The organism is Anabaena sp. WA102 (assembly GCF_001277295.1).
GTDB classification, from domain to species: domain Bacteria; phylum Cyanobacteriota; class Cyanobacteriia; order Cyanobacteriales; family Nostocaceae; genus Dolichospermum; species Dolichospermum heterosporum.
The window spans coordinates 3,030,521-3,045,000 of the sequence record NZ_CP011456.1 but is presented as its reverse complement, the minus strand read 5'-3'; the positions used below and the strand labels follow the sequence as shown (position 1 = coordinate 3,045,000).

Annotated in this window: 13 protein-coding genes and 2 pseudogenes; 6 read left to right on the top strand and 9 right to left on the bottom strand. The window is 36.3% G+C overall.

From position 1 onward, the window contains the following. Positions 1 to 23 precede the first annotated feature (23 nt). The 4 genes and pseudogenes from folB to AA650_RS26510 form a co-directional block, all read right to left on the bottom strand. On the bottom strand, positions 24 to 392 hold the full coding sequence (folB, locus tag AA650_RS13125) for a dihydroneopterin aldolase (protein WP_053541287.1): 369 nt from the start codon (positions 390 to 392) through the stop codon (positions 24 to 26). Between the two features lie 153 nt (positions 393 to 545). After that, the gene (larE, locus tag AA650_RS13120) at positions 546 to 1,370 is read right to left on the bottom strand and encodes an ATP-dependent sacrificial sulfur transferase LarE (protein ID WP_053539354.1); all 825 of its coding nucleotides are present in this window, start codon (positions 1,368 to 1,370) and stop codon (positions 546 to 548) included. A 356-nt stretch (positions 1,371 to 1,726) separates the two neighbouring features. After that, positions 1,727 to 2,944 (bottom strand): chromate efflux transporter, encoded by a 1,218-nt coding sequence (chrA, locus tag AA650_RS13115; protein ID WP_053539353.1) that lies wholly within the window; start codon positions 2,942 to 2,944, stop codon positions 1,727 to 1,729. Positions 2,945 to 3,245: 301 nt separating this feature from the next. Beyond that, a pseudogene (locus AA650_RS26510) lies at positions 3,246 to 3,743 on the bottom strand (ISAs1 family transposase); the annotation flags it as partial. Positions 3,744 to 3,998: 255 nt separating this feature from the next. Here AA650_RS26510 and iscB point away from each other — a divergent pair. Further along, positions 3,999 to 4,500 (top strand): annotated as a pseudogene (gene iscB, locus AA650_RS27915) (RNA-guided endonuclease IscB); the annotation flags it as partial. A gap of 394 nt (positions 4,501 to 4,894) precedes the next feature. Here the strand turns inward: iscB and AA650_RS13100 are convergent. Together AA650_RS13100 and crtR are read right to left on the bottom strand one after the other, a co-directional pair. Next, positions 4,895 to 5,764, bottom strand: a complete 870-nt coding sequence (locus AA650_RS13100) for a fructosamine kinase family protein (RefSeq protein ID WP_199924244.1) — start codon at positions 5,762 to 5,764, stop codon at positions 4,895 to 4,897. A gap of 45 nt (positions 5,765 to 5,809) precedes the next feature. Beyond that, positions 5,810 to 6,691, bottom strand: coding sequence for a beta-carotene hydroxylase (gene crtR / locus AA650_RS13095; protein ID WP_053539351.1), 882 nt, complete (start codon positions 6,689 to 6,691; stop codon positions 5,810 to 5,812). 425 nt (positions 6,692 to 7,116) lie between these two features. Between crtR and pyk the strand changes: the two genes are divergently transcribed. Beyond that, positions 7,117 to 8,886, top strand: coding sequence for a pyruvate kinase (gene pyk, locus AA650_RS13090; RefSeq protein ID WP_053539350.1), 1,770 nt, complete (start codon positions 7,117 to 7,119; stop codon positions 8,884 to 8,886). Between the two features lie 147 nt (positions 8,887 to 9,033). On the opposite strand, the gene AA650_RS13085 is transcribed toward pyk, so the two are convergent. Beyond that, a complete protein-coding gene (locus AA650_RS13085; protein ID WP_234413180.1) occupies positions 9,034 to 9,357 on the bottom strand; it encodes a type II toxin-antitoxin system PemK/MazF family toxin in 324 nt (107 codons plus the stop codon). Further along, complete coding sequence (locus tag AA650_RS13080; RefSeq protein ID WP_053539348.1) at positions 9,351 to 9,611, bottom strand: AbrB/MazE/SpoVT family DNA-binding domain-containing protein; 261 nt, start codon at positions 9,609 to 9,611, stop codon at positions 9,351 to 9,353. Before AA650_RS13080 ends, AA650_RS13085 begins: the two co-directional genes overlap by 7 nt. Positions 9,612 to 9,766: 155 nt before the next feature. Between AA650_RS13080 and AA650_RS13075 the strand changes: the two genes are divergently transcribed. From AA650_RS13075 to AA650_RS13065, 3 genes are all read left to right on the top strand, one after another. Further along, on the top strand, positions 9,767 to 10,018 hold the full coding sequence (locus AA650_RS13075; RefSeq protein ID WP_053539347.1) for a UPF0175 family protein: 252 nt from the start codon (positions 9,767 to 9,769) through the stop codon (positions 10,016 to 10,018). Between the two features lie 5 nt (positions 10,019 to 10,023). Beyond that, positions 10,024 to 10,509 carry a DUF3368 domain-containing protein gene (locus tag AA650_RS13070; protein WP_053539346.1) on the top strand — a complete coding sequence of 162 codons (486 nt, stop codon included), beginning with the start codon at positions 10,024 to 10,026 and terminating at the stop codon, positions 10,507 to 10,509. 100 nt (positions 10,510 to 10,609) lie between these two features. Next, on the top strand, positions 10,610 to 12,277 hold the full coding sequence (locus tag AA650_RS13065; RefSeq protein WP_081424219.1) for an HNH endonuclease: 1,668 nt from the start codon (positions 10,610 to 10,612) through the stop codon (positions 12,275 to 12,277). A gap of 115 nt (positions 12,278 to 12,392) precedes the next feature. Here the strand turns inward: AA650_RS13065 and AA650_RS13060 are convergent, their stop codons facing one another. Further along, entirely contained in the window at positions 12,393 to 13,112 is a 720-nt protein-coding gene (locus tag AA650_RS13060) for an alpha/beta hydrolase (protein ID WP_234413179.1), read from the bottom strand. 283 nt (positions 13,113 to 13,395) lie between these two features. Here AA650_RS13060 and AA650_RS26490 point away from each other — a divergent pair, with 283 nt between their 5' ends. Next, on the top strand, positions 13,396 to 14,088 hold the full coding sequence (locus tag AA650_RS26490) for a DUF3800 domain-containing protein (RefSeq protein ID WP_072033569.1): 693 nt from the start codon (positions 13,396 to 13,398) through the stop codon (positions 14,086 to 14,088). Positions 14,089 to 14,480 lie beyond the last annotated feature (392 nt).

Here is a 14,480-nt window from a genome sequence, read left to right as displayed (position 1 = left end):
ATTATAAATTTTGTGATTTCCTTCTATAGATTGGATTTACTTCTAGTCAATTCAATGCGAATATTACCATCAAAATCAGGAATTGGTGCAGCAGGTTTAATGAGAATAACTTGTACTTGGGTGGTTAGACTACTTTCTTGAAGAATAGCATTAGCGATCGCACCTGCCAACCTTTCTAATAAATCAAATTTAGATGTTTTTAGCAAGTTCTGGACTAAACTAATAATATTACGATAATCTACAGTATCTTTAATAGCATCAGTCTCCGCAGCTTGAGCAAGATCGACCCATAATTTCAAATCCACCTCAAACCATTGTCCTAATACCTTTTCCTCCGGTAAATACCCAACATAGCTATAACCGCGAATCCCTGTTAAATGAATACAGTCCATAAAACCCTGATTATAAATCATAAACTGACTATTTTAGATTTTAAATTGAATAGCCTACACAAAAATAAAATCGATAGAATTTAACCAAGATGTAAAAAACCGAATATTAAAAACAAACCCTGCCCATCTAGACAAGGTTCTGTTTTAGATTTATTATTTTTGTAAAGCAACTGGTGGTAAAACCTGATTTAATTTACCACTACGATAACCTTCTAAATCCAAAGTTATATAAATAAATCCCCAGTTTTGAAATACAGATACTAGACTTGGTAAATCTGTCATTGTCACAAAATCTTTAATTTTATCTGGTGATAATTCGATTTTAGCTGTATCACCCTCGGAACGGACTCGTAAATTTTGCCACCCTAGAGTTCGTAAATAAATTTCGGCTCTACCTACCCGCTGTAATTTGGCTATGGTAATTTCTTCACCGTAGGGAAAGCGCGAACTTAAACAAGGTTGAGCGGGTTTATCCCACCAAGGTAAACCTAGTTTTTGGGAAATTTGCCTCACTTCGGCTTTAGTCACACCAATTTCTGCTAAAGGCGATCGCGCACCCCTTTCTTTTGCAGCTTGAATTCCGGGACGATAATCATGTAAATCATCGGCATTTACACCATCTACTACATAAGGATAACCCAACTCTAAGGCCAAGGGTTTGAGGGTGTCGTGTAATTCACTTTTGCAAAAATAACAACGATTGACTGGATTAGATGTGTAATTGGGATTGTCCATTTCCTGTGTTTGGACAACTTTATGAGAAATTCCGATGGTTGCGGCTTGAATTTTCGCGTCTTCTAATTCTTCTGGTAATAGAGAAGGAGAAACCGCAGTTACAGCCAATGCGCGATCGCCTAACACATCATAAGCAATCTTAGCCACCAATGTACTGTCAACTCCTCCCGAATAGGCTATTAAAGCCTGATCCATTTCTATAAATAACTCTTTTAACTGCTCTAGTTTTTCTGTCCAACTCATTCTACTAAAACCCCATAACGCCTAATCACTTCTATTTTAGTCATCGATTATTGACTTCATCATTTTCGGTTCTTCCGTACCTGTTATGCCAGATATGAGTTTATTTACCCCATAACCCATATAAATAAAGGGTTTCATGGTTTTTAATACCAAATTTGTAGTTATTCACTCCCCCCCCCTCTAAAATTATCGAAACCCTTGATCTCTCGTTAAAGATAGGGGGGGAGTGTGAACAGTTACCAGAAATTTCTCCCATGAAAATACCATTTTTACCAAAACGCCGTACATTTTTCAACCGATTTGCTCAATATTCATTGCTGGGATTGTTTGCTCTATCTACACCCATAACAGGTATTTTATTTGATATAACCTAAAGCCATAGCACCATAACCAATTAAACTACTACCTAAAACTAGCCAAGCAGCATTGATGCGGTAGCGAGTAATCAAAACTGTGGAGATGAGTGCGATCGCTATCCCCAAAATATCTACATAGGGTGGTTTTGCTATTTTTAAAGTAGCTATTCCCAGTTGCAAGGCAGCTACTACCATCAGTGCTACAGCACTGGCATTCACAGCATCTAAAAATGATCTTGTCCAAGCAGAATTGCGTAAACGGGGAATAACCGGATTTAAGGCAGCAACGAAGAGAAAAGATGGTAGGAAAATGCCAATGGTAGCTACTATCGCACCAGGTACACCAGCTAAGACATAACCGATAAAGGTGGCCGTAGACAGCACTGGACCAGGGGTAAATTGACCAATAGCGATCGCATCTAGTAACTGCTGTTGTGTTAACCAGCCATATTCTTGAACTAATCCCCCTTGCAAAAATGCAATTAACACATAGCCACCACCAAACAAAACACTACCAACTTTCAGAAAAAACCAACCTAATTGCCATAAAGGAATAGATGTACCTGCCATAGCACTAATTGTAGATGTTGTCTGTAAAGTTGCGCCTGTAGTTAAGACAGCAATCAATAAGTTAGGTTTATTTCCTGGTGGTTTGTCTTGATTTCTAGGATGTAACCAAATCATACCTAGTAATCCCCCAAACAATAAGGCAATTACTTCATTCACTTGCCGAATTAATATCAATAGTCCTACAGCTATAGCAATAATCAGTAATTGATGGTTTTTAACCGCTTTTTTTGCTAACCCCCAGAGGGCATTGACAATAACCGCTAAAACAGCAGGTTTGATACCATAAAGTAAAGGTGCAATTTGAGGTAGACTACCATAATTAACATAAATCCAGGCAAATATACCTGTTATTAAAACCGCAGGTAATATAAAACAAACACCTGAGACAATCAACCCTGCCCATCCTGCATAAATATATCCCACATGAATTGCCATTTCAGTGGAATTGGGACCAGGAATCAAATTGGTTGCACCTAATAAATCGAGAAAATGGTCTTGTGTCAACCACCGACGACGCTTCACCACTTCATCTTCAATCATGGCAATATGGGCAACTGGTCCACCAAAGCCAATAACACCTAGTTTAAAAAAGAGTGTAGCTATTTCACCCAACCGACTAAATAATAAGTTGTACTGCCTAACTTGCATAATCTATACTCCGCAAGGGGGTCAGGGGAAACGCATCTAAATTATCTTGATAAAATACTATATTAGTGCATCAATATGGAAAAATATGTCATTTCATTCAAAATCTGATAAATTCCTTTATTAGTATCCTAAAAATTTAATAAATTTAGAGTAATTATTTATTTTTGATGATGGATTTATTTTGTTAAGTTCTATATATTAATAGCTATATTTTTTGACATCAAAAATCTAGATTCTATTGTAGAATCAACAGAAAAATAAATTGTTTATATTTATGTTTGTCTATATTTTATGATTTTTATCAGATACATTCTAAAATCTTTTCTAAATATTCATCATCCCATCCTGCACAAAAACGCTTACTTTTAGTTCCTAGTTTTTGGCTTTTTTCTTTTCCTAAAAGATTAACTGCTATATGACGGAGAACTGCAAAGTTTTGTGGTGCGTTATCCTTTCTTATCCGACAATCATCTTCTCTAAAAGCTACATCCAAAACCCAATGTAATGAGTTTTCTATACCCCAATGACTGTGGACTGATTGTCCTAATAATTCGGCATTATTCGTCAAGCTACTAATATAATAACGGGTTTTAAATTGAGTTTTTCCATTGAGTTGTCGTATATATTCTACCATTCCTACACTTTGAAGATTTAGCCATTTATTGTCTGGATCTATTCTTTATTTTATGTCTGATAGCATGAGATAATGACGGATTTCTTCTCCTCCATGCTCGTCTTCTTTTGTGCTGAATTCACTATATTTGAATCCCTCAAATCCTTTGTTTATAGCCTCTTTGAATGCTCTCAACTCTTGTGTCTTCTAAATCTTTAAAGTGATCTGCGATTGTGATTTTTGGTGGTAACTTCATTTCTAGATTTTCTCTCCTTGTTTTCAACGTTCCATATGGCTAAGCTCTAGAACTTCAAAGTTAAACAGGCTTAAGGGTTAAACCAGTGCTTTTAAGATAGTTACCGGCCTCTAACATTGTTGTTCGCGCCAGCGTGCCGGAGGCATCTAGCTAACATTACCCGCAAGGAGGGACTTTATGTCTTTATGTCCAAAGTATTTGTTTTAGATACCAACTTCATCCCATTAAATCCAATTCATTCTGCACAAGCCAGACAACTATTAAGAAACAAAAAAGCAGCAATATTTAGACAGTTTCCGTTCACAATTATTCTCAAAAAATCCTGTCCTGACTCCCCAGTATCGTCCCTAAGACTAAAGATTGATCCTGGGGCAAAATTCACGGGAATGGCATTAATTAATGATTCAACTGGCGAAGTTGTATTTGCCGCTGAATTAAAACATTTCTGGCTTTGCAATTAGAGATGCTTTAACTTCTAGAAGTCAATTAAGACGTTCTAGACGTGCCAGAAAAACTCGTTACAGACAACCAAGGTTCTTGAATAGAACCCATCCAGAAGGATGGTTAGCACCGAGCTTACAAAGTCGAGTTGAAAATATTGAAACTTGGGTTGAAAGATTGCATAAACTCGCACCAATTAGGGCAATTAGTCAAGAATTAGTCAGGTTTGATATGATTATGCTCCAATGATCCGGTTTGCGCCCAGCATAAACCAGATAATGAGCAAGAGGAGCGTTTTTTACATGGTGCTGCTTGTCATGGGTGTTTACTGATTGCGGAAACATCTTGCGAACGGCGTAATGAATTTCTTGACAGGGCATTGGTAGTTGCTACTGTTGAAGGAACAGGAGCAGAATTCTTTGAGGATAAAGGAGGATGAAGAGTTTTCTTAACCTCAGTCGTCCAGCCCTGGTTAATTTAGCAACGGCTTTGGTGGCGATCGCTCTTCTACTTCCTAACAGCTAATTTAGCAATTTCAGAAAGTGGAGAAAATGGACTACAAAAGTTTTTCTCGGAGCGACACAAAGTAATACGAAAATTGCCAATCACTCAAAATCATCCCCATCAAATTAATAATAGTTCAGACCTTTAAAATTTTCTCAATCATCCGATTAGCTTGGGAACTATAACTACCACCAAACAAATTAAAATGATTTAAAACATGATACAGATTATATAATGTTTTTCTGGTTTCATATCCTGTATGTAAAGGATATATCTCCTCATAACCTTGATAAAAAGTTGGCGGAAAACCTCCAAATAATTCTGTCATAGCGACATCAACTTCTCTATCACCAAAATAAGTTGCAGGATCAAATATTACTGGTTCACCCTCAACCGTAAAACCTGCATTTCCTCCCCATAAATCCCCATGTACTAAAGCCGGTTGAAGTTGATAATTTGCTAATAATTCGGGAATAGCTGCTAATAGTTTTTCTGCTAATGGAAAACTACCGCCGCGTTTTTTTGCTAACTTAAATTGATAACCTAAACGGTGCTGAATATAAAATTCAATCCAAGAGTTAGAAAAATTGTTAATTTGCGGTGTAGAACCAATAGTATTATTAATATCCCAGCCAAAACCTTGATTACTGGTAGTTTTGTGCATTGCTGCCAATTTGCGTCCCATTTCTTGCCAAGACTTATGGTTACCAGTGGTCATCTCTAGCCATTCCAAGACAATATAGCTAGAATTGCCTGTAGTTCCCCAACAGATTGGACCAGGAACGCGGATAGTTCCTGTGGTGGACATTTGCTGTAAACCAAGCATCTCTGCTGCAAACATTGAGACTTGAGAAGCTTGATTTAGTTTAACAAAGTAAGTCAATTGGCGATCGCTAATAGCAAAACCCTGATTAATACACCCACCACTAATGGATAAATGCTGCTGACTAACAAATTTTTCGCCAGTAACTTGGCTAATATGGGTATCAATTTCCGTCCAAATCATAAAACCTGTAGGGGCGGGGTCTCCCCGCCCTCAATATTACTAAATTCAGTGATGAAGATGAATACCTATGAAGATATCATAGACAAATTCCAAAAAGTCCTGCTTCTGCAATAACCCGGAAGTTTGCGGACTGCCTTTTTCGTCTAATAATGGCTTCATCAAATAATAAGCTGGCTGGTAATTATACCAAGGAATCGAAGGCCAAAGATGATGAATTAAGTGGTAATTCTGCCCCAAAATTAGGATATTGAGAACCTTGCCAGGATAGACGCGGGCGTTTTTCCAGCGATTTCTCTCAACAAAAGGACGGTGAGGTAAATAATCAAAAAATAACCCCAAAGTTATTCCTACCAAGAAAGCGGGAATAAACCAAAAGTTAAGAATATAGCCCAAAAAATGATATTGGACAGAAATATAAACAATAGTAATGATAATTAGGCGACTAATAAACCATTCTAGTAGTTCATAATTACGCCATAACCGTCTTTGAAAGAAAAATACTTCATGGTACAAAAATCTCACCGCAATTAAGAACAGGGGACCACCTGTAGAAACATAATGATCTGGATCATCTTGGGGATGATTAACATTACCATGATGCTGTAAATGTACTCGTGTAAATACTGGAAAAGCAAAGGCTAGAATCAAGGCACTACAATGGCCTAACATAGCGTTAACAATTCGATTGCGATGGGCAGATTGGTGACAAGCATCATGAATCACCGTTCCTGAACAATGTAGCGCTAGAGTATTGACACTAAAACACAACCAATGCGGCCATTCCCAAAGCCAATACCCAAAGTTAGACAAAACTAACATCATCACCACAACTAAAAACATTAATAGCGTGGGATTAAAATCACCAGGAGGTGATAAAAGTTCTTTGGGGGGAATTGTCAGTGGCTTTTGTGCCTCCGACGTGATCATTCTTAACTCCTTTCATAATCAATCTTTACGGATCATACTATTAATCTTAGTGAAGAGTAAAGTTATGTAAAGCAAGATTTATCCAGAGTTGTGGTTAAGAATGTGTAAATAAGGCTATGATTCTTGGCTAAAGCAGTGCTTTGAGACAAAAAACTTTCTGAGGAGAAAGTGGCCGATCAGATTAGTGTACGATATCAAAACTATACCATGATTAGCTCTCTAACTGCTTATAACATTGATATAGTAGTGACCCAAAAGAGAGAGTCTGTTTAATTCATAACCATTTGCAAAAAGATGGCGATCAATGGAAAAATGATTTGCTGATACAGTCAGGTTTTCATGATCCAAAATCTCAGATCTTAAATGGTATGAGAAAAGATGACGATAAATTCCCAGGTAGATCCCCAAAATTTTGAACCCAGCCCATGACGCAATTAAGAGATTCTCAGCGCCGAACTAAAATTGTTGCTACTATCGGACCTGCTACCAGCAGTCCAGAAATGCTGAAAGGGATTATTGAAGCGGGTGCAACAACACTACGGCTCAACTTTTCCCACGGAACTCATGCTGACCATCAGCGCAGTATTCGATTAATTCGGCAAACCGCTTTTGAACTGAATAGACCGGTAGCAATTCTGCAAGATTTACAGGGTCCGAAAATTCGCTTGGGGCGGTTTGAAACTGGTTCGATAATTTTAGCAAAAGGCGATCGCTTCACATTGACAAATCGCCTCATAGAAGGAACACAGGAAATAAGCTGTGTTACCTACGATTACTTAGCCGAAGAAGTCCCCGTCGGTTCAAGTATCCTCCTCGATGATGGCAAAGTCGAAATGGTAGTGGAGGAAATTAACCGCGAAAAAGGCGATTTACATTGTCGGGTAACAGTTCCAGGTAAACTTTCCAACAACAAAGGTGTTAACTTTCCGGGAGTTTACTTATCCATCAAAGCCATGACCGACAAAGACCGCGAGGATCTGATGTTTGGTTTAGACCAGGGAGTTGATTGGGTAGCCCTTTCCTTTGTCCGCAACCCCCAGGACATTATCGAAATTAAAGAACTAATTTCCAGCACCGGCAAGAATGTCCCTGTAGTTGCCAAAATCGAAAAACACGAGGCCATTGAACAAATGGAAGCAGTTTTGTCTTTATGTGATGGGGTGATGGTTGCCAGAGGTGACTTAGGGGTGGAACTACCGGCGGAAGACGTACCCGTGCTACAAAAACGGCTCATTGCCACAGCAAACCGCCTGGGAATTCCCATTATTACCGCTACCCAAATGCTAGATAGCATGGTCAGCAACCCCCGTCCTACCCGTGCAGAAGTATCCGATGTTGCCAACGCCATTTTAGACGGCACAGATGCGGTCATGCTGTCCAATGAAACCGCCGTTGGTAGTTTTCCCATAGAAGCTGTAGCCACTATGGCCAGAATAGCCGAACGGATTGAACAAGAGGAAACCCTGAACACCAATTCCCGTCTATCACGAGATAAAAGGCGTTCTATTCCCAATGCGATTAGCCAAGCTGTTGGTCAAATTGCTGAGAATTTGGGCGCAGCGGCAATTATGACTTTGACACAAACCGGGGCTACAGCCCGCAACGTTTCTAAGTTTCGCCCGAAAACGCCAATTTTAGCCATTACACCTCATGTTAATGTAGCCCGACAGTTACAGATGGTCTGGGGAGTTAGACCGCTGTTGGTGTTAGAACTACCTTCTACAGGTCAGACATTCCAAGCCGCTATTAATGTCGCCCAGGAAAAAAACCTCCTCACTGAAGGTGATTTAGTGGTCATGACCGCTGGTACGCTTCAGGGGGTTTCTGGGTCAACGGACTTGATTAAGGTAGAAATAGTCACTGCTGTACTAGGTCAAGGCATTGGACTGGGACAAGGTTCTGTGAGTGGTCGCGCTAGGGTAGTTCATAATGCCATGGATGCCAGTAACTTTAACCCTGGAGATATTTTGGTAGCATCCCGCACTGGTGTTGATTTTGTGGAAGCAATTCGCAAAGCCGGGGGGATTATTACTGAAGAGGAAAGTCTCACCAGTCACGCCGCAGTTATTGGTTTACGTCTCGGTGTACCAGTAATTGTAGGCGTAAATGATGCGACACAAGTAATTAAGGATGGTGCAATTTTGACTTTGGATATACAGCGGGGTTTAATTTACTCTGGTGTGGTAGGAACTTAAACAATTAAAAATTCAAAAAAAATAATTTTGGATTTTTAATTTTTGGGTTTTGAAAACAAGCTACGGTGCAGACTTCTGAGATGGTGTAAAGGGGTTTTTTCACGCAGAGACGCAAAAGGCGCAAAAGGCGTTTTCTGCGTCTTGATTTTATTCAGCGAAAATTTCCGCTAAGATATCCAAAACGGCTTTTTGTTCTTCTGTGGTAATTTGACCTAGAAGTTTGATTAGTCGAGTTTTATCTACTGTGCGAATTTGGTCAAGTACAATTTGCCCTTCTTTTCCTTGAAATTGACAGGTCACTCTTGTGGGGTATGGTTGCCCTTTTGTTGTCATTGGTGCAACTATTACGGTAGAAATATGATGGTTGATTTCGTTGGGTGAGATTATTAAGCAAGGGCGTGTTTTTTTAATTTCACTGCTAATGGTAGGATCAAGATTAACTAGGAAGACATCAAATCTGTTGACTACCATTGCCATTCATCTTTATCCCATTCTGTTGTGTTGATATCATCTAATAAGATATCATCGCCTTTTTCTGCCATTTCTATAAATGCTTTTTCCCAACCTTTTCTGACTTGTTCAACTGGGCGAATAATGAGATGATTTCCTTGAACTTCTATTTCTACTTCTGAGTTAATTCCACTTTGTTCTAATAGGGTTTTGGGGATGCGTAACCCTTGAGAGTTACCGATTTTGACTATTCGGGTTTTGATAGCTGTACCCATTTTGTGTGATTGGGGGTAGGGTGGTGTTTACATTGTAATTACAATGATAAAAATAGTCAAGTAGAGGAAGATATGTTGATTTAGTTTTATTAAGACGAGATATGTAAACAGGTTTTTGAATATAATGAAGTAATGAATAACAAATATTGTTATATATGAGTAAATTTGCGAGTTCGATTAATTTACAATTATCACCTGATTCTTTAAGTCAGGGTGAGTCGGGTATTCGTCAGGAATTAGCTTTACAGTTATACGCACAGAATATTTTTACTTTTGGTCAAGCACGACGTTTGGCTAATTTATCTGTTTGGGAATTTCAGCAGCTTTTAGGAGAAAGGAAAATTGAACGACATTATAATGAAGTTGATTTATTGGAAGATGTAAAGAGTATTCAAGAAGGTTTTTAATAATTGTGACTGTTATTTGTAACGCTACACCTCTAATTAACTTTGCTGCTATCAATCGTCTAGATATTTTGAAGGAGGTGTTTGGACAAGTTATAATTCCCCAAGCTGTTTATGATGAAACAACAGTTTCAGGATTTCTGTGGTCACAATTTATTTTACAAGCTGTTGTTTCTGGATGGCTACAAGTTCGCACTGTCTCAAATATAGACCCTATTATTTCCCCAGAACTAGATGATGGAGAACGAGAAGCTATTGCTTTAGCTCTTGAAACTGGTGTACATAAAATTTTGTTAGATGAACGGGACGCTCGTAAAGTAGCTCAAAGTATAGGATTACGATTAATTGGTACTCTTGGTATTCTTTTATTAGCTAAGGAGAAACATATTATTTCTGAAATCAAACCGTTACTTGATGGGATGATTGATGTGGCTCAATATTGGGTAAATCAGAATCTGTATGAACAAGTTTTAAGGCAAGCAGGAGAGCTATGACAATGCAATTAAAATAATCATTACTAATCTTTTAGTATTGTTAGGAGTTGCTTCAAGTGCAAGACATTAAGTAAAGTTAATTTCATGTGAGGAAAAGAATATGAATTTATGCTATCTGTGTGGCAGAGAAATGTTTGACAAAAAATATTATCTTGAAAATGAAGAGAAATTTACAGAAAACCCTGCTTTAAAACATGATGAACATATTATCCAAAATTCTTTAGCAGGTAAATTAAAATCTAATAATATACTTTGTGAGACTTGTGGTAGTAAGTTAAATGAAAGTGTTGATAAAAATTTTGGAGATTTATTTGCACTAATAATTACAGAACAATTGCGAAAAAAGAATATTCATAAAGAGAGAAGAAATAACAGTCCTACATTAGAAGGTTATTGTTTTGATAAAGAAAAGCAAAAAATAATTAAAGTTCATATAAAAGATTTTAAAGCTAGTCCAATCAAGCCTTTTCCAAAATTTGATGAGGAAAATAAAATCATAAAAATTTATGGTAATTTATCTAGTGTAAAATCTTATAAAGATAAAGTTATTAGTGACCTAAAAAATCAAGGAAAAGATATTAATTCATATAAAATACAATGCATAACAGATATATCCTCAGATAATGATTTTTTTTATTTGCCTTTTCCTGAAGGTAATGATAATTTTAATGAAATATTGGCGTTGCTGAATCATGGGATGATTTCATCCAATTTAGAACGGATTTTCGATGGTTTAAACCGCCAATCCATCCTGTATTTATGCAACTCCGAAATATTCCGTAAAGGTTTAAATAAAATAGCCACTGGATTTGCATATGATCACGGAGTTAAAAGATCAGATTTGGTCAGAACACTTGACATAACAGAAGGAAATGAAAAAATAATTGATTCAGACAATATAATTCCATTTTTTTCTCAAGGGATGTTTGATATTTTTCTAGATTTACATAGATCTGAATTAGAAAATTATTATCCTACCCATACTCTGATTCTATTTACACAGAAATACACTAATAATAAAAAATCACTTTACTGCTATATAGACCTGTTTAGTACATTTCAATATTATGTTATTCTAAATGATAATTATGAAGGTGAAGATATATATGAGGTATATTACCAAACTGTACTGAAGCAGGAAATAACTAAGATAGATATTAGGAAAGTAAGACCAAAACATTTGAATATTATAATTGAAGATTTTGGTATAGATAGGAGTAAATACCAAGGTTCTTCAGTCAATGATTTGTATGATTTTATTGAAGAAGAATATAAAAAGCTAAATCCCGAATATCAAATAAACCTGTATGATGAGTTAGAAAATATTGCTAATAAGTTAATTATCTCATATTCAGTTTCTCAAGAAATTCAGTTACCCATGCCTAATTTACCGCAAGAAAAAGTAATTCAGAGTTTTCGGAACTTTCAAGATTTAGATGTTATATCTTTTTTATCAGAAATAAAGCATTTTTTAGATAAAGATAATTACATATTTAGAAGATGTTTTTATAAAAGTGATGAAAATGATGAAGTAGAAATTCTATCTACACCAGATGAAATGATTGTAACCTTAAATTTACAAAAAAGTCATGCACTGGCTCAAGAGTATGGTAATATGAAGTTTCAACAATTACAAAATTTTGCTAATTCAATACCAAAAGAAGATATTTTACACACTCTACTCTTAAAGATGCTTTACCATCAGCCAATCAGTAAAGTAATTGAAAAAAATCCTGATCAAGTAGATATAGATGTTGATAATTTCTAGGTTAGGTTAAATAATAAAAATCAACATAATTAAGTTGTATTTGAGTTTAGATAAGTTGATTATTGCAAGATTTAATTCTAATTAAAGATAGTGTTAATTATAATTATTTTTACTCTTATTTGGGAGTAATACACCTCTGTAAAAGTTTGTTTGTCTCTCCAAGTAAATTATAACTAATAATACGTGCTGTTATTGCCCCATCTAAATTATCATAAAAATATGAAGAATGGGCATCTTCAGCAGCAATAACCATTGCCATATCTGATTGACCGATGTTTCTTAATGTTAGTTCAGTTCCATTTGCATCTTGCCAAACATACTGGTCACAAAATAGTAAATCAGAACTTATTTCATTTTCTATAGCAGCTTTTAAAGGATAAGCAATTAAATCAGATGAATGGATAATATTTACCCATCTGAGTTTATAACTATTACCAGAATTTTTACTACTAGATTTATCTATAATAGAATTAACAATAGAAAAATCAATATCTAGCATCTCTTTGAGAAATAACAAAGGAGAACCTAACGTAGTAATGCTGACTAAATCTAGTTTGTGTAGTTTATCTCGAAACTGTAAAACGGAGTCATCATGAGAAATAACATCTGAAAAAAGAATATCCCAAAGAATCAAACTACCTAGAGAATGAGCAATAAAATGAATTTGAGTTTCTTTAGGGTGATCTTGGATAAATTGGTTAAATTCCTCAAAAATACGTTTACGAATAAGTTGACCACGTTTAGGATTTTGATAAATTAAGAAATCTCCTAGAAAATTACTAATTAATTCCTTTCTTCTTGACCTATAGCTAATGAATATTATCAAATAATTCAAGATTTTTATGTATGGCTAACTGAGAGACAACATAATATTCATCAACAAGACTTAGAAAATCTTAAAAATATGCAAAAAGACCTCTAATATACAAGATTGGGTTGAGTAACAAAACCTTACATAATTAAGTTTTTGAGCAATTTCCCTAATCTTCTTCTCACGACACCAAAACTAGATTGAGATGCTATAATATAGATAGCAGTCAAGAGGTCTGACTTTTTCGGATCGCGGTAGCAAGGTCTACCCTTGACTGATTTTTATTGTCTAAGGATACATAACAGCCATGTACTTGCTGTATGCAGATGAGTCAGGTACTACCCATGACCAAAACCAGCAATATTTTGTACTGGCTGGATTTTGTATATTTGAACGTCAAGGCTATTGGATTTCTGATCAGCTTGATAAAATTGCTGCTAGATTTGACCCCGCAGATCCTTTATCAGTTGAATTACACGGTAGTCCAATGCTAAGTGGTAGAGGAAAGTGGAGAAGCTATTCTAAAAGTGATAGAGAGAAAGCTATTGAAGATATTTTGCAGGTTTTTTTACAGTCACACCCAAGTAACAGATTATTTGCAAGTGTTATTAAAAAGACTTTAGTATCTCCAAAAGACCCTGTTGAAGTTGCATTTGAACAACTTGCTAGTAGATTTGATAGATATTTGATAAGGCTTCATAAACATGATAATACACAGAGAGGTATTATCATTTTTGATAAATCTACGTATGAAACAACCATTCAATCTTTAGCAACTGATTTTAGAACTATTGGCTACAGTTGGGGTGTAATCAGAAATTTTTCTGAAGTACCATTATTTTTAGACTCAAAAGCTTCGAGATTAATTCAACTTGCTGATATAATTGCTTACGCCATTTTTAGGAATTTTGAAAAGGGAGATAGTAGATTTTTTTCTATCATTCAGCAAAGGTTTGATTCTGAAGGTGGTATAGTTCATGGATTACATATCCTGCAATAAATTTCAAGAAATTGATATGCAAATCCCTGTAATTGAGTAATTAAAGTAGATGCACAATTACAAAAGAAGGGAACAGGGAACACTTCGACAAGCTCAGTGCATCGCAGAGAACACTTCGACCCTTCGACAGGCTCAGGGCATCGCAAGCTCAGTGCATCGCAGGGAACAGGGAGCAAATAAGAAACACTCATTTGCACAAGTTTAAAGCTCAGTCAAAAAAAGGATGTTTTTAAAAGATGCGTAGCACGAAAAAAACAGCACTTCGACACCGCTCAGTGACCGTGTCATTATTTCAATCTCATGTTTTTAAACATGAGTTTTTCCTGCGATGCACTGAGCTTGTCGAAGTGTTGCCCGTTCCCTAGCTAATGAGTGAAGCAATAAAACAAGAT

Excerpts from the sequence above, each read along its gene's own strand:
- folB (WP_053541287.1), bottom strand. The coding sequence starts at position 392 with ATGGACTGTATTCATTTAACAGGGATTCGCGGTTATAGCTATGTTGGG.
- larE (WP_053539354.1), bottom strand. The coding sequence starts at position 1,370 with ATGAGTTGGACAGAAAAACTAGAGCAGTTAAAAGAGTTATTTATAGAA.
- chrA (WP_053539353.1), bottom strand. The coding sequence starts at position 2,944 with ATGCAAGTTAGGCAGTACAACTTATTATTTAGTCGGTTGGGTGAAATA.
- AA650_RS13100 (WP_199924244.1), bottom strand. The coding sequence starts at position 5,764 with ATGATTTGGACGGAAATTGATACCCATATTAGCCAAGTTACTGGCGAA.
- crtR (WP_053539351.1), bottom strand. The coding sequence starts at position 6,691 with ATGATCACGTCGGAGGCACAAAAGCCACTGACAATTCCCCCCAAAGAA.
- pyk (WP_053539350.1), top strand. The coding sequence starts at position 7,117 with ATGACGCAATTAAGAGATTCTCAGCGCCGAACTAAAATTGTTGCTACT.
- AA650_RS13085 (WP_234413180.1), bottom strand. The coding sequence starts at position 9,357 with ATGGTAGTCAACAGATTTGATGTCTTCCTAGTTAATCTTGATCCTACC.
- AA650_RS13080 (WP_053539348.1), bottom strand. The coding sequence starts at position 9,611 with ATGGGTACAGCTATCAAAACCCGAATAGTCAAAATCGGTAACTCTCAA.
- AA650_RS13075 (WP_053539347.1), top strand. The coding sequence starts at position 9,767 with ATGAGTAAATTTGCGAGTTCGATTAATTTACAATTATCACCTGATTCT.
- AA650_RS13065 (WP_081424219.1), top strand. The coding sequence starts at position 10,610 with ATGAATTTATGCTATCTGTGTGGCAGAGAAATGTTTGACAAAAAATAT.
- AA650_RS26490 (WP_072033569.1), top strand. The coding sequence starts at position 13,396 with ATGTACTTGCTGTATGCAGATGAGTCAGGTACTACCCATGACCAAAAC.